Origin of the sequence: Propionibacterium ruminifibrarum (assembly GCF_900289195.1) — a bacterium.
GTDB lineage: Bacteria > Actinomycetota > Actinomycetes > Propionibacteriales > Propionibacteriaceae > Propionibacterium > Propionibacterium ruminifibrarum.
Genome location: NZ_OMOH01000003.1, coordinates 172400 through 189002 on the forward strand (window position 1 = coordinate 172400; position 16603 = coordinate 189002).

The 16603-nt window shown below is 71.0% G+C and carries 19 protein-coding genes and 1 tRNA gene; 12 read left to right on the plus strand and 8 right to left on the minus strand.

The genetic code is table 11. The annotated features are described in order from the left end of the window. Positions 1-112 precede the first annotated feature (112 nt). The 4 genes from PROPJV5_RS04435 to PROPJV5_RS04450 all read right to left on the minus strand — a co-directional run bounded on the left by PROPJV5_RS04435 (position 113) and on the right by PROPJV5_RS04450 (position 3747). A complete protein-coding gene (locus tag PROPJV5_RS04435) occupies positions 113-361 on the minus strand; it encodes a hypothetical protein (protein WP_147385346.1) in 249 nt (82 codons plus the stop codon). Between the two features lie 117 nt (positions 362-478). Next, positions 479-555: transfer RNA gene (locus PROPJV5_RS04440), tRNA-Pro, on the minus strand. A gap of 68 nt (positions 556-623) precedes the next feature. Then, positions 624-1538 carry a metallophosphoesterase gene (locus PROPJV5_RS04445; protein ID WP_119715300.1) on the minus strand — a complete coding sequence of 305 codons (915 nt, stop codon included), beginning with the start codon at positions 1536-1538 and terminating at the stop codon, positions 624-626. 4 nt (positions 1539-1542) lie between these two features. Then, positions 1543-3747, minus strand: a complete 2205-nt coding sequence (locus PROPJV5_RS04450) for a transglycosylase domain-containing protein (RefSeq protein ID WP_119715137.1) — start codon at positions 3745-3747, stop codon at positions 1543-1545. A gap of 274 nt (positions 3748-4021) precedes the next feature. Here PROPJV5_RS04450 and PROPJV5_RS12845 point away from each other — a divergent pair, with 274 nt between their 5' ends. Genes PROPJV5_RS12845 through PROPJV5_RS04470 form a run of 4 tightly spaced genes read left to right on the plus strand, consistent with a single transcriptional unit; the run spans position 4022 to position 5751 of the window. Continuing rightward, the gene (locus tag PROPJV5_RS12845; protein ID WP_239018406.1) at positions 4022-4210 is read left to right on the plus strand and encodes a Sp36 family protein; all 189 of its coding nucleotides are present in this window, start codon (positions 4022-4024) and stop codon (positions 4208-4210) included. Further along, positions 4207-4662: a RidA family protein gene (locus tag PROPJV5_RS04460; RefSeq protein ID WP_119715139.1), complete on the plus strand. Its 456-nt coding sequence runs from the start codon at positions 4207-4209 to the stop codon at positions 4660-4662. Before PROPJV5_RS12845 ends, PROPJV5_RS04460 begins: the two co-directional genes overlap by 4 nt. Continuing rightward, the gene (locus tag PROPJV5_RS04465) at positions 4659-5345 is read left to right on the plus strand and encodes an NUDIX hydrolase (RefSeq protein ID WP_119715140.1); all 687 of its coding nucleotides are present in this window, start codon (positions 4659-4661) and stop codon (positions 5343-5345) included. The genes PROPJV5_RS04460 and PROPJV5_RS04465 overlap by 4 nt, the downstream gene beginning before the upstream one ends. A gap of 52 nt (positions 5346-5397) precedes the next feature. Further along, positions 5398-5751, plus strand: coding sequence for an RNA-binding S4 domain-containing protein (locus tag PROPJV5_RS04470; RefSeq protein ID WP_119715141.1), 354 nt, complete (start codon positions 5398-5400; stop codon positions 5749-5751). Between the two features lie 35 nt (positions 5752-5786). Here PROPJV5_RS04470 and ptsP read toward each other — a convergent pair whose 3' ends face one another. Further along, complete coding sequence (ptsP, locus tag PROPJV5_RS04475) at positions 5787-7472, minus strand: phosphoenolpyruvate--protein phosphotransferase (RefSeq protein WP_119715142.1); 1686 nt, start codon at positions 7470-7472, stop codon at positions 5787-5789. A 196-nt stretch (positions 7473-7668) separates the two neighbouring features. On the opposite strand from ptsP, the gene PROPJV5_RS04480 reads away from it, so the two are divergent. After that, positions 7669-7935: an HPr family phosphocarrier protein gene (locus tag PROPJV5_RS04480; RefSeq protein WP_119715143.1), complete on the plus strand. Its 267-nt coding sequence runs from the start codon at positions 7669-7671 to the stop codon at positions 7933-7935. A 102-nt stretch (positions 7936-8037) separates the two neighbouring features. On the opposite strand, the gene PROPJV5_RS04485 is transcribed toward PROPJV5_RS04480, so the two are convergent. The 3 genes from PROPJV5_RS04485 to PROPJV5_RS04495 all read right to left on the minus strand — a co-directional run bounded on the left by PROPJV5_RS04485 (position 8038) and on the right by PROPJV5_RS04495 (position 10848). After that, positions 8038-8517 carry a phage holin family protein gene (locus PROPJV5_RS04485; RefSeq protein WP_182858573.1) on the minus strand — a complete coding sequence of 160 codons (480 nt, stop codon included), beginning with the start codon at positions 8515-8517 and terminating at the stop codon, positions 8038-8040. 103 nt (positions 8518-8620) lie between these two features. Continuing rightward, a complete protein-coding gene (gene nhaA / locus PROPJV5_RS04490) occupies positions 8621-9946 on the minus strand; it encodes a Na+/H+ antiporter NhaA (protein ID WP_239018391.1) in 1326 nt (441 codons plus the stop codon). 152 nt (positions 9947-10098) lie between these two features. After that, entirely contained in the window at positions 10099-10848 is a 750-nt protein-coding gene (locus tag PROPJV5_RS04495; protein WP_119715301.1) for a class I SAM-dependent methyltransferase, read from the minus strand. Positions 10849-10962: 114 nt separating this feature from the next. On the opposite strand from PROPJV5_RS04495, the gene ssd reads away from it, so the two are divergent. The 7 genes from ssd (at position 10963) to PROPJV5_RS04530 (ending at position 16555) form a co-directional block, all read left to right on the plus strand. Next, the gene (ssd, locus tag PROPJV5_RS04500; RefSeq protein ID WP_147385347.1) at positions 10963-12309 is read left to right on the plus strand and encodes a septum site-determining protein Ssd; all 1347 of its coding nucleotides are present in this window, start codon (positions 10963-10965) and stop codon (positions 12307-12309) included. Then, entirely contained in the window at positions 12302-13453 is a 1152-nt protein-coding gene (locus tag PROPJV5_RS04505; protein ID WP_119715147.1) for a TadA family conjugal transfer-associated ATPase, read from the plus strand. Before ssd ends, PROPJV5_RS04505 begins: the two co-directional genes overlap by 8 nt. Continuing rightward, complete coding sequence (locus tag PROPJV5_RS04510) at positions 13450-14265, plus strand: type II secretion system F family protein (RefSeq protein ID WP_119715148.1); 816 nt, start codon at positions 13450-13452, stop codon at positions 14263-14265. The genes PROPJV5_RS04505 and PROPJV5_RS04510 overlap by 4 nt, the downstream gene beginning before the upstream one ends. Further along, positions 14262-15008 (plus strand): type II secretion system F family protein, encoded by a 747-nt coding sequence (locus PROPJV5_RS04515; protein ID WP_119715149.1) that lies wholly within the window; start codon positions 14262-14264, stop codon positions 15006-15008. The genes PROPJV5_RS04510 and PROPJV5_RS04515 overlap by 4 nt, the downstream gene beginning before the upstream one ends. Before the next feature lie 247 nt (positions 15009-15255). Next, positions 15256-15555 carry a DUF4244 domain-containing protein gene (locus PROPJV5_RS04520; RefSeq protein ID WP_119715150.1) on the plus strand — a complete coding sequence of 100 codons (300 nt, stop codon included), beginning with the start codon at positions 15256-15258 and terminating at the stop codon, positions 15553-15555. 89 nt (positions 15556-15644) lie between these two features. Next, the gene (locus tag PROPJV5_RS04525) at positions 15645-16097 is read left to right on the plus strand and encodes a TadE family type IV pilus minor pilin (protein WP_119715151.1); all 453 of its coding nucleotides are present in this window, start codon (positions 15645-15647) and stop codon (positions 16095-16097) included. Next, complete coding sequence (locus tag PROPJV5_RS04530; protein ID WP_119715152.1) at positions 16094-16555, plus strand: Rv3654c family TadE-like protein; 462 nt, start codon at positions 16094-16096, stop codon at positions 16553-16555. The genes PROPJV5_RS04525 and PROPJV5_RS04530 overlap by 4 nt, the downstream gene beginning before the upstream one ends. Positions 16556-16603: the final 48 nt, after the last annotated feature.

The window sequence follows — 16603 nt, forward strand, 5'->3', positions numbered from 1 at the left end:
TGGGCGACCGCTCTGAACAACTCGTGGCCAAGTCCAGGCTGCTGCTCCTCATACCAGGCGGCTGCGGCCTCGAGTTCTGCGCTCGCCTCCGGATGCTCCGCGTGGCGTCGGGTCATGCCTGGGGATGTCTGGCGCAGAAACGGGCATGGGTCTGTTCGAACGAGCCGAGCTCGATCCGGTCCTGGAGGATCTCGTCGGTACGACGCGTGATCTCCTCCCGCCAGGCTGCGTCATGGTCCTTTGTCTCGGCGCCCTCGTCTTCGTCGTCGAGGCTGAGAAGGCCACGATGGATGACGGCCGCACGTTCTCGAGGCTCAAGTGCCAAAAGGGCCTGCTCCACGCGCACTGCTCGGGCTGTCATGGAACAAGTTTAGACAGGCTCCGTGCGGCGAACGCGTCATGGAGATGTCGATCCAGTATCGGCGCCAACACGCCGGTCGGCGATCCAATGGGGGCACTGGTTCATGCCCCCAGGAGTTGGTCGGGGTGACAGGATTTGAACCTGCGACCTCTTCGTCCCGAACGAAGCGCGCTACCAAACTGCGCCACACCCCGTGGCCCTGGCCGCCGGTCAGTTTAGCCCACGAATCGGCCCGAAGACGAATCGAGTCCGGCCAGGGACCTCACTCGGCGGGGACGAGCCGCAGCAGCGTCGCCGACGGCCTGCAGAACAGCCGGTACGGCGCGAACGGCGAGGAGCCCATGCCGTTGCTGACGTGCAGCCAGCCCTCGTTGCCGTCGTGTTCCCAACGGTGCAGGCCCCTGGCGCGCTCGGGGTCGATGTCGCAGTTCGTGATGATCGCGCGGCCATTCGGCAGGCAGACCTGTCCGCCATGGGTGTGGCCGGCCAGGACGAGCGGCAGGCCGTCGTCGACCATCGCGTCGAGCACGCGCCGGTAGGGGGCGTGCGTGACGCCGATCGTCAGTTCCGCGTCGGGAGCCGGCGGGCCCGCCACCTGCTCGTAGTGGTCGAAGCGGATGTGCGGGTCGCCGGTGCCGCGCAGGTCGATCGTCCGGCCGGCCGCCTGGACGCGGGCCGTGGCGTCGTTGAGATCGGCCCAGCCCAGGCCCAGCAGCCGCTCCCGCAGGTGACCGGTGGGCAGTGCGACGCGGGCGTGTTCGGTGTCACCGGCCGTGCTGCGCCACAGGTAGGCGGCCGGGTTGCGCCAGCGCGGCGCCTCGTAGTCGTTCGACCCGAAGACGAAGGCGCCGGGAAGTCCCTTGAAGGGCGTGAGCGACTCGATGAGGGGGATGATCGCCCGGCCCTCGCTGATGTGGTCGCCGGTGCTGATGACCAGGTCGGGTTCCTCGTCGGCGAGCCGGCGCAGGAAGGCCATCTTGTCGCCCTGGCGGGACATCAGGTGGATGTCCGAGATATGGAGCACGCGAATCGGGGCGGCACCCGGCGCGAGCACCGGGACGTCGACGTGGTGGGTGACGAAGGCGTGCGCCTCGACGAGGCCGCCCCCGACCATGCCGGCGCCGAACACGGCCGCGCCGCCCAGCGCGGCGGGGATCAGGCGGGTGGGAGTCGGCATCATGTCACCTTCCCGTGTACAGCTCGGACTGCGTGGAACTCTTCGGGGTGTACCCGGCGAAGCCGGACGGGTTGGCGATGTTGCCGATCTCGGCCGACATCATGGACCGCCAGATGCTGCCGGACTCGGTCGTCGAGTTGCCCGACAGGTAGGTGCCGTTGGCCAGCTGCAGGCCGGTGAGGGTCTTGCTGCGGCCCGTCCAGTAGTCGTCGCCGGAGTCGACGGAGATCATCGCGACGCCCTCGAGATCGGGCGTGTAGGCGTTGAACCACACGGCCGACTCGGTGTCGGTGGAGCCGGCGGTACCGGTCTTGCCGGCCTGGTCGTAGTCGCCCGACAGGCGTTGGGCGTAGCCGGTGCCGCCGGACTGCAGCACGGACTTGAGGACGGAGTTCACCCCGTCGGCGGTGTTCTCGTCGATCACCTGCTGGCAGTTGGCGCTCGGCACGGGCACCTCGGTGCCGCTCTCGGTCGTGATGGACGACAGGATGATCGGATCGCAGTGCACGCCCCGGTTGGCGAAGGTGGCGTAGGCCTCGGCCATCGACAGCGGCGTCACATTGAGGGCGCCGAGCGTGAACGAGGCGACGTCGCCGTAGTCCTCCAGCGTGCTGCCGTCGCTGCTGGACAACTTCATGCCGACCTTCTCGGCCATCTGCACCGAGGCGCAGATACCGGCATCGCGTTCCAGGGCGACGAAGTAGTTGTTCACCGAGTAGGCCATGGCGGTGTTGAGGTTCATCGAACCGGTCTTCCACGAGTTGGAGACCTGCCAGGAGTCGACCAGGGAGAAGTCCCCGTTGCAGCCCCTGAAGGTGGTGCCGGCCCAGTTCTTGGTGGACGGCGCGTTGTAGATCGTCTGGTCGGGGATGAAGCCCTGGTCGATGGCGGCCGCCGCGACGAAGGCCTTGAAGGTCGATCCGGCCTGGTAGCCCTCGGCGCCGCCCATGGACTCGTCGACGGCGTAGTTGTAGTAGGTCTCACCGGCCTCGGTGTTGTCGCCCATCACCGGCCGGGACTGGGCCATGGCCTTGATCAGGCCCGTCTTCGGGTCGGTCATGACGGCCACGGAGACGGCCGGGTCGGTCGGATTGACCAGGGCGCTGATGGCGTCCTGGGCGGCGTCCTGGGTGGCCGGGTTGATGACCGTCTGGATGGTCAGGCCGCCGCGGTAGAGGGTGCGCTGGCGTTCCTCGGCGGTGGAACCCAGGTCAGCCATCTGGTCGGACAGCAGCACGTTCTCGACGTACTGGCAGATGAAGGGGTAGCGGGCCGCCGTGCAGCCGCTGGAGTCCTCGGTGACCCTGCTCAGGTCGAAGCCGGTGGCCTTGGCCGCGTCGACATCCTCCTGGGTGAGCTGGTCGACGCCCTCGAACCAGGCGCCCTCCTGGTCCCACCGGAGCATCTGGTCGAGCACGACGTTGCGGCGCTCGATACCGGCCTCGGTGTTGTTGACCGGGTCGGTCTGGCTCGGGCTCTGGACGAGGCCGGCGAGCATGGCCGACTGCTCGAGGTTGAGCTCGGAGGCGTTGATGCCGAAGTAGTGCTGGGCGGCCGCCTGGACCCCGTAGGCGCCGTCGCCGTAGTAGCTGATGTTCAGGTAGCGCTCGAGGATCTGGTCCTTGGCCGCCTCGAGGGAACCGAGCTGGTTGGTGAGCTGCTCCTCGAGCGCCACCGCGTACCGCATCTCGAGGATCTTGCGGCTCAGGGTGGCCTCCTGGGCGGCGGCCTCGGCCTCGGCGTCGTTGTTGTCCTGGGCCAGCTGAATGCGGACCTGCTTGATGTACTGCTGGGTGAGCGTCGAACCGCCACCACTGATGTCGCCCCCGGCGACATTGCCTGCGAGGGCGCGCAGCACACCCTGCAGGTCGATGGCGCCGTGCGAGTAGAAGCGGTGGTCCTCGACGGCCAGCTGGGCCTTCTGCATCATCGGGGAGATCTGGTCGAGTGCGACGTACTCGCGGTTCTGGTCGTAGAACTCGGCGAGCGCCGACCCGTCGGCCAGCAGGACCCGGGAGCCCTCTGCCTGCTGCGGGACGGTGAGGTCGGCCGGCACGTTCTGCAGGTTGGCGGCGACGGTCTTCGTCCCCGCCGACGCGACACCCGCGAAGGGCATCCACATGCCCGCCACGACGACACCGCACACGATGCTGACGAGAAGGAACATCATCATCGAGTTGGTTCTGGCACCCGACTGTCGGTCACTCATGGACTCAAGACTAACGGCCTTGTCTGTACGAGAACATGCGCTTGCCCGGCTGCCCGGCCGGGCGGGACGTCGTCGGCGCCCGCGGCGGACACCGTCGGCGGCCGTCGGGCACTGGGGTAGCTTGGACGCTGTCCCCGCGAGGGTTCACGGTCCGCGGGCCGTGCCGCGGGGCCGCGCCCGGTCGGCTCCGGGTGCACACCACGATCCACGTCCGGCGCCCGCCGGGCGCTGCGCAGAACAGGGGACCCCCATGTCCGACAACGGCACCGCAGACGTGACGAAGTGGGAGTACTTCACCGCTCCCGTCTTGAGCCACGTCGCACAGCAGATACTCAACAACTTCGGCGCGGACGGCTGGGAACTCGTCCAACTCGTCCCCGGGCCCGAAGCGGCCCCCGCCAATGACGGCATGCCCGCCGCCGTGAACTACGTCGGTTTCTTCAAGAGGCCGGTGAGGTCATGAGCACCCCGTCCCAGCGGCTCGCCGAGCTCGGCATCACCCTGCCACCCGTCGCCACCCCAGTCGGCTCCTACGTCCCGGCCACCCGCCTGGGCGACACCGTCCAGACCTCCGGCCAGATCCCCTTCACCCCCGAAGGCCTGGTCACCGGGCTCGTCGGCGACGGGATCGACCTCGAGGCGGCTCAGGCCGCCGCCCGCGTCTCGGCGCTCAACGCCCTGGCGGCGGCCGCCGACGTGGCAGGCGGGCTCGACGCCATCAAGGGCATCGTCAAGGTCACCGTCTTCGTGGCCAGCGCGCCCGGCTTCACCGAGCAGGCGGCCGTGGCCAATGGCGCCTCCGATGTTCTCGCCGAGATCTTCGGTGCGGACGGCCGCCACGTCCGCAGCGCCGTCGGCGTCGCCGTCCTGCCCAAGAATGCCTGCGTCGAGGTCGAACTGGTCGCCAAGGCATGAGTGAGAAGCTGCTCACCGACCCGGCCCACGACGGCGACCTGCGGGTGCCGCCCCCGCTGGCCGAGTTGTCGAACGCCCTCGCCGATCCCGCGACGGCTGCTCTGCTGCCGGCCCAGTGGCTCGCCCGGGGGCAGGGGAGCCCCTCGGCGGTGCTCCTGCTCCTGTCGGACGGCGCCGACCCGGATCTGGTCTACACCGAGCGGGCCGGTGGCCTGCGGGACCACGGCGGGCAGATCTCGTTCCCCGGCGGCCGCGCCGATCACGAGGACGAGGGCCCAGTCGCCACCGCCCTGCGCGAGGCGCACGAGGAGATCGGTCTGGGCCCCGATGCCGTGCACGTGCTCGGCACGATGCCCGCCCTGAGCCTGACCGCCACGGGGTTCGACGTCGTCCCGGTCGTCGGCTGGCGCAGCGCCGAGGCGGCGCTCACACCGGGCGACCCCCACGAGGTCGCCAGCGTCCACGCCTGGCCGGTCAGTTCCCTCGCCGATCCGGGCAGGCGCGTCAGCGCCCGCTTCACGGGGCGGACGATCGGCCCGGCATGGCAGTTCGGCGAGCTGTTCCTCTGGGGTTTCACGGCCTTCCTCACCGACCTGCTGCTGCGCATCGGCGGGTGGGAGCGGCCGTGGGACGCGGGCCGGGCCGTCGAGGTGCCCGAACGGTTCAGGTCCGACCGGCGCTGACCTGGCCCGCCCGCGTTTTGACTGGACCCTCCCGAGGCGTCACTGTGGAGACATGACGAGGATCGACGTGTGGTTGTGGAGCGTGCGCATCTACAAGACCCGCAGCATGGCCACCCAGGCGGTCAAGGGCGGGCACGTCAGGCTCAACGACGCGCCGATCAAACCGGCCCAGCGGGTCAGCCCCGGCGACATCGTCACGGTCCGCACGCCCGGCTGGGATCGCACGTTCGAGGTCGTCCAGCTGCTCGACAAGCGTGTCGGCGCCAAGATCGCCCAGGCCGCCTACCGCGACCTGTCCCCCGAGCGGCCCGCCTACCTGGCCAATCCGGTGGCCCGCCGCGACAAGGGTTCGGGCCGGCCCACGAAGAAGGAACGCCGCGAGATCGACAGGCTGCGGGGGCGGTGAGGAGGCCGCTCCGGGCCTCCTCACCGCCTGCCCGCTCAGGCGCCGAGAAGGGCTGCCGCCCTCGCCTTGGCGGTCACTGCGTCGGGGGCCGTGACGGCGGCCTGGGCCGCCTGACGGCACTGCTCGATCGTCACGTCGCCGAGCTGCACGCCTACTGCGGGCAGGGCGGGGGAGGCCATTGACAGCGAGGTGACGCCGAGGCCGGCGAGCACGCAGGCCAGCAGCGGGTCGGCGGCCGCCTCACCGCACACACCGACCGGCTTGTTGGCGCGCAGGCCGGCCTGCGCGGCCATCTGGATGAGCCTCAGGACGGCCGGCTGCCACGGGTCGTTCAGCGCAGCCAGGTGCGGGGACAGCCGGTCCGAGGCCATGGCGTACTGGGTCAGGTCATTCGTGCCGATCGAGAAGAACTCGACCTCGGCGAGCACCTGGTCGGCGTTCAGCGCGACGGCGGGCACCTCGACCATGACCCCGGGCCACAGGCCGCGGTCGCGGCAGGACTTCGCGAAGTCGCGGGCCTCGGCAACGGTGGCGACCATCGGGGCCATGACCCAGACGTCGATGTCGAGGCCGGACTTGGCCGCCGCGATCGCGTCGAGCTGGTGGGCGAGCAGCTCCGGGTTGTCGGTGGCCAGGCGCAGGCCACGGACACCGAGCGCCGGGTTCTCCTCGGTCTCGAAGTTCGCGAAGGCCAGTGGCTTGTCCGAGCCGGCGTCCAGGGTGCGGATGACCACGTGCGTGTGGCCGCCGCGGCCGGCGTACGGTTCGAGGACCTCGCGGTAGATCGCGGCCTGGTCCTCGATGGTCGGTTCAGTGGGGGCCGACAGGAAACTCAGCTCGGTGCGGAACAGGCCGACGCCCTCGCTCTCACCGGCCGCCGCCTTGACCGCGGCGTCGCCGTTGCCCACATTGGCCAGCAGCTCGACGCCGTAACCGTCGCTCGTACGGCCCGGACCCTTCCAGGCGCGGACGCGGTTGAGGTAGGCGGCCGATTCGGCCACGGCGGCCTCGGCCTTGTCCGGGTCGGGGTTGGAGACGACCGTGCCGGCCCTGCCGTCGACGAGTACGGGGGTGTCGTTCTTGATCTGGCGGATGGCCTTGCCGGTGCCGACGATGCACGGGATGCCCAGCTGGCGGGCGATGATGGCGGTGTGGCTCGTCTTGCCGCCGGCCTCGGTGACCAGCGCGACGGTGAGTTCGGGATCGAGGCCGGCGGTGTCCGCCGGGGCGAGATCCTCGGCCACCAGGACGATGGGCCGGGTGGGCTCGGGTACCCCGGGTGCCGGTTCGCCGCGCAGTTCGGCGATGACCCGGTCGCGGATGTCCCGCAGGTCGGTGGTGCGTTCGGCGTACAGGCCGCCGAGGCGTTCGAACTGGGTGACCAGGTTGTCGACGGCCTGCACGACGGCCCACTCGGCGGTCTCGTTCTGCTTGATGAGCTTCTTCACCGCGCGGGACAGGCCCCGGTCGGCGGTGAGCTCGGCCGTGGCGCGCAGCACCTCGGCGGCGTTTCCGGTGGCATGCTCGGCCCGGTCGAGAAGGTTGTCCTGCACCGCCACGACGGCCTCGGCGAAATGGTCGATCTCGGCCTGCTGCTCGCTCTCCTCGATCGTGCCCTGGGTGGGCAACTGCGGTCGCGGTTGCACACGGCTGACCGGCGCGTACGCGACGCCGGACACCACGCCGGTTCCGGTGACTGTCAGTGATTCTGTCTGGGCCATGACTTCCTCCTGCACGCCCCGCTGGGGCCGTGAACCGCGTCGGCGCGGCCACAAGGGGTAGACGAATGCCCTCAGTGTCGCACGTCCGGCCGGTCGCGTGCAGGGTGCCCAGTTTCTGGGCCGCGGGGATTCATGAATCGTCCGCGGGTGTGGGAGAATCCCTCACGTACCTGTTCAACAAGGAAGGGATCATCCCATGGCCAGCAAAGACGCAGTCGTCGGTTCCTCGGTCGGCCTGCACGCCCGCCCCGCGGCGCTCATCGCCGAGAAGGCCGGTGAGTTCGACGATGAGATCCTGCTGTCGATCGCCGGCAGCGACGAGGAGGGCGTCGACGCGGCCTCCCCGCTCATGATCATGACCCTCGGCGCAGGCCAGGGCGCCACCGTTCGTGTCGAATCCGATGACGCCGCCGCCGTCGAGGCGATCGCTGCTCTCATCGAGCAGGATCTGGACGCATCCTGAACCGTCCGTCTGTTCACGGGCCGCCGGCCCGTCGACACCCGAACTGACAGTGGGGCCGCCCCTCGAAGGGGCGGCCCCACGCGTGTTCCAGGGCGGTGTGACTCAGCCGACGTAGGTGCTGGAGTCGCCGCTGTGACGGTTGATGACGCCGCGCTTGGCCTCGGAGACGCCCTCGGTGACGGCGTTGGACAGCGCGCTGACGGAGGCCTTGGCCTCGGCGATGGTGGCGGTCGGGGCCTTGACCTTGCGGAACTGCGCGAAGGCGATGACGCCGAAGACGATGACGATGATCAGCGAGATCAGGGCCAGGGTCAGGAAGGCGAAGGCCATCGAACCGAGCCATCCGAAACCGACGACGGCGTGGAAGAAGATCGCGATGCCGAAGACCGCGGCCCACAGCAGGCAGTGCAGCAGGAACAGCCCGAAGGCCGCAACGACGCCCACCCCGAGGCCGCCGATGCCGGCGTGCTTCGCGGACGGGACGATCTCGGCCCGGGCCAGCTCCTTGATGTCCGAGATCATGTGCGGAACACCGCTCCTGATGGTGGAGATGTAATCCCCGAGTCGGGAACGCTCAGCCATGATTTCCTCCGAACTGTGACGACGGTGCTCCTGGACAAGAGCGTAACGGTTCATCGAGTCCTATGGCACACGAGGTCGGCTTTGAGGCCTGTTCATTGTCTGGTCACAGGCCGGAGACAGGGGAGCCGGCCTGTTGTTCGGCGGCGCCCGCGCCGTCAGGGCCGGTGGGCGTGGCTGCCGACTGCTGGCGGGCGCGCTGCTCGGCGCGGGCCTTCTCGCGGCGCCTGTTCTTGTGGGCCGCGGTGCGCCACTGCAGCAGGGCCACGGCGATGAGCGCCGAGATGAGGCTGCCGATCAGCACACCGGCCTTCGCCTCGTCGTAGACGTGGGGGTTGTCGAGGAAGCTCAGGTGCGCGATGAGCAGCGAGACCGTCAGGCCCACGCCGCCCAGCTCCGCGACGGCGACCATGTCACCCCAGGTGAGGTTGTCACCCAGCGTGGCCTTCGACAGGTGAACGGTCAGCCAGCTGCCCACGAAGATGCCGATGAACTTGCCGACGACCAGGCCCGCGATGATGCCGAGCGGAACCGGGTCCGTCCACAGCGCCGCGAGCAGTGGTCCGTCGACGTGCACACCGGCGTTCGTCAGGGCGAAGATCGGCACGACGAGCCCGGCCGACCACGGGTCGATGGTGTGCTGCCAGCGGTCGAGCGGCTCGTTGAGGGCCTCGGGGGTGTTCCGGGTGAGCAGACCCAGCCCGACCCCGGCGATCGTCGCGTGCACACCGGAATTGAGCATGCAGTACCAGCAGACCAGGAAGATCGGCAGGTAGATCCAGCCGTTGTCGACTCGTCTGCGCTGCAGGATCCACCACACGAGCATGCAGGCGGCCGCGCCGGCGAGCCACAGCAGGGACAGGTCGGCGCTGAAGACGACGGCGATGACGATGATGCCCCCGAGGTCGTCGGCGATGGCCAGGGTGAGCATGAAGGCGCGCAACGAGGGCGGCAGGTGCTTGCCCGCCACGGCGAGGATCGCGAGGGCGAATGCGATGTCCGTGGCGACCGGGACGGCCCAGCCCCGGACGATGCCGCCCTCGACGGTGCTGTTGATGGCGATGTAGACCAGCGCCGGGCCGGCCATGCCGCAGATCGCCGCGACGATCGGGACCATGGCGTCGGCGGGGCGGCGCAGGCTTCCCTCGGTGAACTCTCGCTTGAGCTCCAGCCCGGAGATGAAGAAGAAGATGGTCAGCAGGCCGTCGGAGGCCCATTCGGCGACCGTGTGGGGGCCGACCGGGTACTCGACGAAGGCCTCGTAGCTGTGCTCGCTGAGGAAGGCCCACGCCAGTGCGATCACGGTGGCGATCAGCATGAGGATGCCGCCGGTGGTGTTGGCGCGCAGGACCTCGCCTAGGTGAAGATTGTTCGGGTTGATCTGGCGGGCGCGCCGGGCCAGCGGGGGTGTGATCTTCTTCATCGGGTTCATGAGACAACTTTCGGTGCACGTGCCGGGCTCTGCCGTCGACCAGACTTCCCGACACACCTTCGAACGATCTTAGCGTGCCCCCCATCCGCGGCCCGTGGCCGACGAGACGAGGACCCGGCCCGGGACTGGTGCGGTGCCGCCGCGCGGCAGGGTCACAGGTGGATGATCAGGGCGTCCTCGCCGAGCTGGATCGGCGTGGTCATCTCGGCGTGGTCGACGTAGGCGCGCAGGCAGGTCAGGTGGTACGGCAGGCGCAGTTCGCCACCGGCCGATGCCCCGTCGTAGATGGCGCCCACGCCGTGCAGGATGCGCTGGCGGTCACGCTCCGCGAGTTCGGCCACGGCGGGCAGGGCGGCGGCCATGGCGATGAGCGCGGTACGAGTCGCCGGAACCCAGATCCGGAAGTCCCGCTGTTCGCAGCGGGGGAAGTACTTGTGGTCGATGAGGGTCTCGATCGAGCCGACGCCCAGATCGGCGCTCATCGCCGTGGGGTCGACGCTGCGCATCAGGGCGATGAGCCGACGGACCCACGGCACCGAGTCGTCGCGCACCAGATAGGACGCCGACACCCAGCCGCCGGGGCGCAGGACGCGAGCCATCTCGGAGACGTGCGGTTTCTCGGTGAGAAGGTGGAGCATCTGGTGGGCCAGGACGACGTCGAACTGGCAGGCGTCGAAGGGCAACGCGGCCGTGGTGGCGGCGAGCGGGTCGACTCCGGGCACGTCGGTGAGGCGCCGCACCTGGTCAGGATCATGTCCGATGCACCAGACGCGGTTTCCGGAGGCGGCGATCCTGCGGGGTAGTCCTGCCGTGTTCGACAGGGTCAGGACCCGGTTGTCGGTGCGGTCGCCAGTGAGCCAGCTCAGGGCCTGGGCTGGGAATCGGGGGCCGGAGGACGACATGGCGCCCATACTAGGGCGGCGTCCCAGCCCCGGTGCCCGTCGACACGGGTGGGGGTCTTGTCCACAGGCGCCCGGTGGCTGAAGGATTCGCGGTTCGCTGAACACACTGCGGGCATGAGAGCGGTACGAGTGCGTTCGGCGGCCGGCGGGCAGCGCAGCGGCGACGGCGGCCGTCCCGGGCGGGTTGACGATGGCCGGCTCCTGCGGGTCGGGGACGGACGCGATGAGGCATGGGTGACCGATGGGGAACAATCCGTGGCGGAACGCGACGACGGTGGGCCGGCCGCGGCCGATCGGGCGGAATCCCGGCGGGGCGAGGGCGGGCTGCTCCGCGGCCTCCTCCGTGGCGGATCGCAGGTGCCGGCCGTCCAGGCGGGGGCCGATGGCGGGGGCCGCCGGCGCCGGTCGCAGGGCGCACAGCGGGGCGGGTCGTCCCCGGCGCTCGTCATCACCCGAGACGACCACCTCCTCGATGTCATCCTGGCGGCCGCCGCGTCGTGCGGCAGCGAACCGGTCGTGGCCCGTGAGGCCCCCCAGATCCGCCGGATCTGGGCCAGGGCCCCGCTCGTCCTGATCGGCGCCGACATGGCACCGCGGGTGGCCGGGATGGGTCTTCTCGCACGCACCGACGTGCACATCGTCGGTGACGACGCGGACTCGGCCGCCGGCTGGTCGGTGCCACTCGGGGCCTCGGCGCTCGTCCTGCCGGAGCACTCCGGTTATCTTCCCGCGCTGCTCACCCGGGCCCAGGGTGGCCGCACCGCCTCGGCCCTCACCGTCGACGTCATGAGCGGCAGCGGGGGAGTCGGCGGATCGACGCTCGCCGGTGTCCTGGCGCAGCGCTGCGCCGAGGGCGGGTTGTCGTCGGTGCTGGTCGACCTCGATCCGTGCAGCGGGGGCGCCGATCTGCTCTTCGGCGCCGAACACGAACCCGGCTGGCGCTGGTGCGATCTCGCGTCGGCCTCCGGCACGGTCGGTGACCTGAGCGGGCGGCTGCCACGGATGTGCGGGGTCGACCTGCTCGCCACCGCGCGCGGCAGGGGCGACTCGGCCCGGGCACTGCCCGGCCCGGACGCGATGCGGGCCGTCCTCGGCGCCCTCGCCCGCTCCTACCAGGTCGTGGTCCTCGATGGCCCCGAACCCGCCGACCTGTCCGGGTCCGGGAACGCCGTGCGGCTGGTCGTCGTGGCCGCCGAGGTCCGCTCGGTCATGTCGGCTCGTGCCCGCGTCGCCCACCACGGGTGGCAGGACGCCCAGGTCGTCATACGCACCGGCAGGGACTTCCCGCTCGCCCCGGGCGCGGTGTCGGACTCGCTCGGTCTGCCGGTCGCCGGTGTCATCGGTTCCGATCCTCGCCTTCCCGCAGCCTCCCGCGTCGGGGAACCACCGGCCCGGGCCGCCCGGCGCCGCTACCTGCGTCAGGTCGACTCCCTCATCGAGGCGGTGATGGCCGATGCGTGACGATGAACTGGAGCTGCTGCGCGGCTGGCTGGCGACCCGCGGCCGCAACTGGGGTCCGCGCGAGGTCGCCCAGGGCCTCGACCGGCTCGGCCTGGTCGTCTCCGATGCATCCGTGCTCGCCGCGACCGACGCGCTGCGGCGCACCAGTGTCGGCGCCGGCCCGCTCGAGGCGCTGCTCCACATCGAGGGTGTCACCGACGTGCTCGTCAACGGTGCCGAGGACGTGTTCATCGATCGCGGCGCCGGTCTGGAACGCGTGCCGGTCGAGTTCTCGTCCGATGACGAGGTGCGGCGCCTCGCGGCCAGGCTCGCCGCCTCGGCCGGTCGCCGTCTCGACGACGCCATCCCGTGGGTCGACGCCCGCCTGCCGGACGGCACGCGCCTGCATGCCGTGCTGGCGTGCCTGACCGAACCCGGCACCTGCATCTCGCTCCGCGTCCCGGCCCGGCGGTCGATGTCACTCGAACAGCTCAGGGCCACCGGCAGTATCGACGCGCGCACCGCCGAGGTTCTCGCCGGGATGATGGCCAACAAGGTCGCCTTCCTCGTCACCGGCGGCACGGGTTCGGGGAAGACGACGCTGCTCGGAGTGCTGCTCTCGCTCATCCCCGACGATCAGCGCATCGTCATCGTCGAGGACTCCCGCGAGCTCAACCCGGACCACCCGCACACGGTGCGCATGGAGTGCCGCCCGGCCAACGCCGAGGGGGCCGGTGCCGTGACCATGACCGATCTGGTCAAGCAGGCGCTGCGCATGAGACCCGACCGGCTCGTCGTCGGTGAGGTGCGGGGGCCCGAACTGTGCGACCTGCTCACCGCCATGAACACCGGCCACGAGGGCGGGTGCGGCACGGTGCACGCCAACAGTGTCGCCGATGTGCCGGCCCGGCTCGAGGCCCTGGCCGCGCTCGGCGGGATGAGCAGCGACGCCTGTCACGCCCAGATGGGCGCGGCTCTCGACGCCGTCATCCACGTGCGGCGAGGGGCCGGCGGTCAGCGCGGCGTCGGCCAGATCGGTGTCGTGCGCACGGGCGATGACGGACGCATCCGCATCGCCGAGGCACTGGCCGTTGACACGTACGGGCGTTCCCGCCCCTCAACGCAGTGGGAACTCCTCTCGGAGCTGTCGGGGGTCCGCTCATGAAGATCCTCGCCGCCGCCGTGTTCGCCCTCGCCCTGGGGCTTCTGGCCGGGCCCTCCGGCGCGCGCAGGTTGCGTCGCCTCGACGTGTCCGCCCGCTCGCCGGGCCGTCACCGGGCCGGCCACCACCGGGCGGGCCGGCTCGGCGCCCTCGTGGTCGCGGCCTGCTGCGCCGGTGCGGCCGTGGCCATGCCCTGGGCACTGGCGTGGAGTGTCATCGCCGCCACGCTGTGCGGCACGTTCGGCTGGGTGCTGTGGGCGCACCGACGCGAGAAGCAGACCCTCGAGCAGACCGAATCGGTCGCTCAGGCCTGCCGCGTCATCTCGTCGCAACTGCGTATCGGGCAGGCTCCGCACCGGGCCCTCGAAACGGCCGCCGGGGAGTGCCCGGTTCTCGAGGGGGTGCTCGGCGCCCAGCGGGTGGGCGGTGATGTCGCCGAGGCCCTGTCCGCGGCGGGAGAGCGTCCCGGCTGCTCCGGGCTGGCCAGCCTGGGGCGGGCCTGGCGGCTGTGCGAGCGTACCGGGGCGCCCCTGTCGCCGGTGGCGCGGCGCGTCGCCGAGAATGTCTCGGCGGAGGCCCAGACACGCGCCGAAATCTCCGGGGAGCTGGCGGTGGCCCGGCTCACCGGGCGGCTGCTGTGCGCCCTGCCCGCGGCCGGGATCGCCATGGGCTTCCTCGCCGGCGGCAACCCGGTCGGTTTCCTCACGGGGACGGCCGCCGGGACGATCTGCCTGGCCGCGGCGGTCGTCCTGGCCTGCGCCGGCCTGGTCTGGACCGAGCTGCTGGCCCGGCGAGCCCAGGAGGCCGGATCATGATCGCCCCGGCGGTGGCGGCCGGCTGCTGTGCGCTGGCGTGCGGTCTTCTCCTCGTCCCTGACGGGGGCGTCATGCGGGTGGCCACCGCCGGAACCAGCCCCGGCATGGTGCCCGACAGGGGAGAACAGGGGGTCGTGATCCCCGCCAGGGTGCGAGGGGCCGGCGCGGTCTCGCTGGCGGCGCTGCTCCTGGTGCTGCTCCCGGGCCCGCCCGCCGTCACATGGCCGCTCAGCACAGCGGCGGGCGTTGCGGCCTGGTTCCTCATAGCCCACCTCGAACCCGGCCGGGTACGCGCCAGACGCGAGCAGCTGATACTCCAGCAGCCCGAAGTGCTCGAACTCATGGCCTCCTCCCTGCAGGCCGGGGCCGCGTTGCGCACCGCGACGAGCGAGGTCGCCGCCGTGGCGCCCGAACCGAGCGCCACCCTGCTGCGCGATGTCGAATCCCACCTGAGAGTCGGGTTCAGTGAGGCCGCGGCCTGGGACAGCTTGCGCAGCCACCCGGTCTGGGGGCCGGCGAGCCGCGACCTGGCGCGCGGAGCCCGCACCGGTGAGGCCATCGCCGAGACCCTCGACATGCACGCAGAACTGGCCCGGCGGACCAGGCGCAACCACGTCGCCGAACGGGCCAGGACCGTGGGTGTCAGATCAGTCGGCCCCATGATGTGCTGCTTCCTCCCCGCCTTCATCCTGTCGGGCGTCGTACCGATCGTCGCCGGCGTCCTGGCGAACATCCACTTCTGAGGGCTGCGGCCACTGCTCGCCGCGGAAACGGTCGCCGACGCCCGGCCGGCCCCCGCCCCCGAGACCGCGGCCACCAGGTGTTGTCCGTTGCCGGTGGGTGTTGTCCGCCTGATCGCCCCGACCGGCTGTCGGACACACTCCAAGTGCTTGGCGGCAGCGAGGCCGCACAGCGCCTCCCGGGGGCTCGCCATTCGACGCCCCGACAGACCAGGGCCCGCCGATGGGCCCGCGACAGAAGGGAACCACCATGACCGCGCAGATCATCCCCCTGCATCCCCACGGCGCCACCGACACCAGCCGGGGCGAAACGCCCTGCCCCTCCCGGTTCGTTGACGTCCCGGCCGTCGCCGACAGCCCACAGCCCGGCCGTCTGCGCCGCGCCTACGAGCGGGGCATGGCCACCGCCGAGTACGCCGTCGGCATCCTCGCCGCGGCGGCCCTCGCCCTCGTCCTGCTGCACGTCTTCACCGACAACTCGTTCTTCCAGAAGATGCTCAAGTTCGTGATCGAGCTCATCGGGAAGATCGCCCCGATGATCGGTTCCTGACCCCCATCCGGTGGCGCGCCGGACACCCCCGGTGCGCCACCGCCCCGACCATCACAACCACCCCCTGGGACGAGAAGGAGAGCAGCACGATGAGCACCATCGGAAACGCCCGCCGCGGTGGCGGTGCACGGGTCGTCGGCCGGGCTAGCCCCCGGACGCGCGCGGGGCGCTCCGGCCGCCGCGCCTGCTCCGGGCAGTCCCGCGAGCGCGGCATGGTCACCGTTGAACTGGCTGTCTCGATCCTCACGGCGGCACTCATCGCCGCCGGCCTGTGCTGGGTCGTCGGCGTCGTCGGCGCCCAGATCCGCTGCCAGGACTCGGCGGTGGCCATCGCCCGGCAACTCGCCCGCGGCGACGAGGCGGGAGCCGGCCGGGCACGCGCCGCCGTGCCCCCCGGAAGCACCGTCCAGGTCAGCAGTGACGGCGACGTCGTGCAGGTCACCGTCCATGACGAACTCAGCTGGGGGCGTATCGGCCCGGTCCCGGTCAGCGGCCGGGCCACCGTCACGAAGGAGCCCCACGCGGTGGAGCAGAGGCCATGAACGCCATGGCAGCCGGCCGTGCGGGCCATGCCCGAACCACCAGGGGTGAGGAGCGGGGCACTGGCTCATCGCCCGTCGCGGCGATCATCGTCGTCGTGTGCGGCGCGGCCTTCTGGACGCTGGTCCTGGCCGGGTGGATCGCCAGCGCCCAGCATGCCAGGCAGACCGCCGATCTGGCGGCACTGGCCGGCGCCCACGCGCACAAGCAGGGGGAACAGGCCTGCCAGGCCGCAGGCGAGTACGCCCGGCGCAACGGCGGTGAACTCGCCGACTGCAGCGTCAGCACCGGGACGGGGGAGTACATCATCCATGTCGAGGTGGCGGTGGATCTGCGGCCCGCACTGCCCGGGGCGCCCACCGCCGTGCGCGAGAAGGCCCACGCCGGATTCCTGATCCCCGATGAGGAACCCGGGAGCGGCGAGAACGGACGCGATGCGTCCGGCGCGGGTGGCCCGTGACAGTCCGCCGGCGTCAGTCGATGCCGCGCCCCGGACGGTTTCGGCGCC

Excerpts from the sequence above, each read along its gene's own strand:
- PROPJV5_RS04525 (WP_119715151.1), top strand. The coding sequence starts at position 15,645 with ATGAGCACCATCGGAAACGCCCGCCGCGGTGGCGGTGCACGGGTCGTC.
- PROPJV5_RS04485 (WP_182858573.1), bottom strand. The coding sequence starts at position 8,517 with ATGGCTGAGCGTTCCCGACTCGGGGATTACATCTCCACCATCAGGAGC.
- PROPJV5_RS04435 (WP_147385346.1), bottom strand. The coding sequence starts at position 361 with ATGACAGCCCGAGCAGTGCGCGTGGAGCAGGCCCTTTTGGCACTTGAG.
- PROPJV5_RS04470 (WP_119715141.1), top strand. The coding sequence starts at position 5,398 with ATGACGAGGATCGACGTGTGGTTGTGGAGCGTGCGCATCTACAAGACC.
- ptsP (WP_119715142.1), bottom strand. The coding sequence starts at position 7,472 with ATGGCCCAGACAGAATCACTGACAGTCACCGGAACCGGCGTGGTGTCC.
- PROPJV5_RS04460 (WP_119715139.1), top strand. The coding sequence starts at position 4,207 with ATGAGCACCCCGTCCCAGCGGCTCGCCGAGCTCGGCATCACCCTGCCA.
- nhaA (WP_239018391.1), bottom strand. The coding sequence starts at position 9,946 with ATGAACCCGATGAAGAAGATCACACCCCCGCTGGCCCGGCGCGCCCGC.
- PROPJV5_RS04465 (WP_119715140.1), top strand. The coding sequence starts at position 4,659 with ATGAGTGAGAAGCTGCTCACCGACCCGGCCCACGACGGCGACCTGCGG.
- PROPJV5_RS04515 (WP_119715149.1), top strand. The coding sequence starts at position 14,262 with ATGATCGCCCCGGCGGTGGCGGCCGGCTGCTGTGCGCTGGCGTGCGGT.
- PROPJV5_RS04445 (WP_119715300.1), bottom strand. The coding sequence starts at position 1,538 with ATGCCGACTCCCACCCGCCTGATCCCCGCCGCGCTGGGCGGCGCGGCC.
- ssd (WP_147385347.1), top strand. The coding sequence starts at position 10,963 with ATGAGAGCGGTACGAGTGCGTTCGGCGGCCGGCGGGCAGCGCAGCGGC.
- PROPJV5_RS04520 (WP_119715150.1), top strand. The coding sequence starts at position 15,256 with ATGACCGCGCAGATCATCCCCCTGCATCCCCACGGCGCCACCGACACC.
- PROPJV5_RS04480 (WP_119715143.1), top strand. The coding sequence starts at position 7,669 with ATGGCCAGCAAAGACGCAGTCGTCGGTTCCTCGGTCGGCCTGCACGCC.
- PROPJV5_RS04505 (WP_119715147.1), top strand. The coding sequence starts at position 12,302 with ATGCGTGACGATGAACTGGAGCTGCTGCGCGGCTGGCTGGCGACCCGC.
- PROPJV5_RS04450 (WP_119715137.1), bottom strand. The coding sequence starts at position 3,747 with ATGAGTGACCGACAGTCGGGTGCCAGAACCAACTCGATGATGATGTTC.
- PROPJV5_RS04495 (WP_119715301.1), bottom strand. The coding sequence starts at position 10,848 with ATGTCGTCCTCCGGCCCCCGATTCCCAGCCCAGGCCCTGAGCTGGCTC.
- PROPJV5_RS04510 (WP_119715148.1), top strand. The coding sequence starts at position 13,450 with ATGAAGATCCTCGCCGCCGCCGTGTTCGCCCTCGCCCTGGGGCTTCTG.
- PROPJV5_RS04530 (WP_119715152.1), top strand. The coding sequence starts at position 16,094 with ATGAACGCCATGGCAGCCGGCCGTGCGGGCCATGCCCGAACCACCAGG.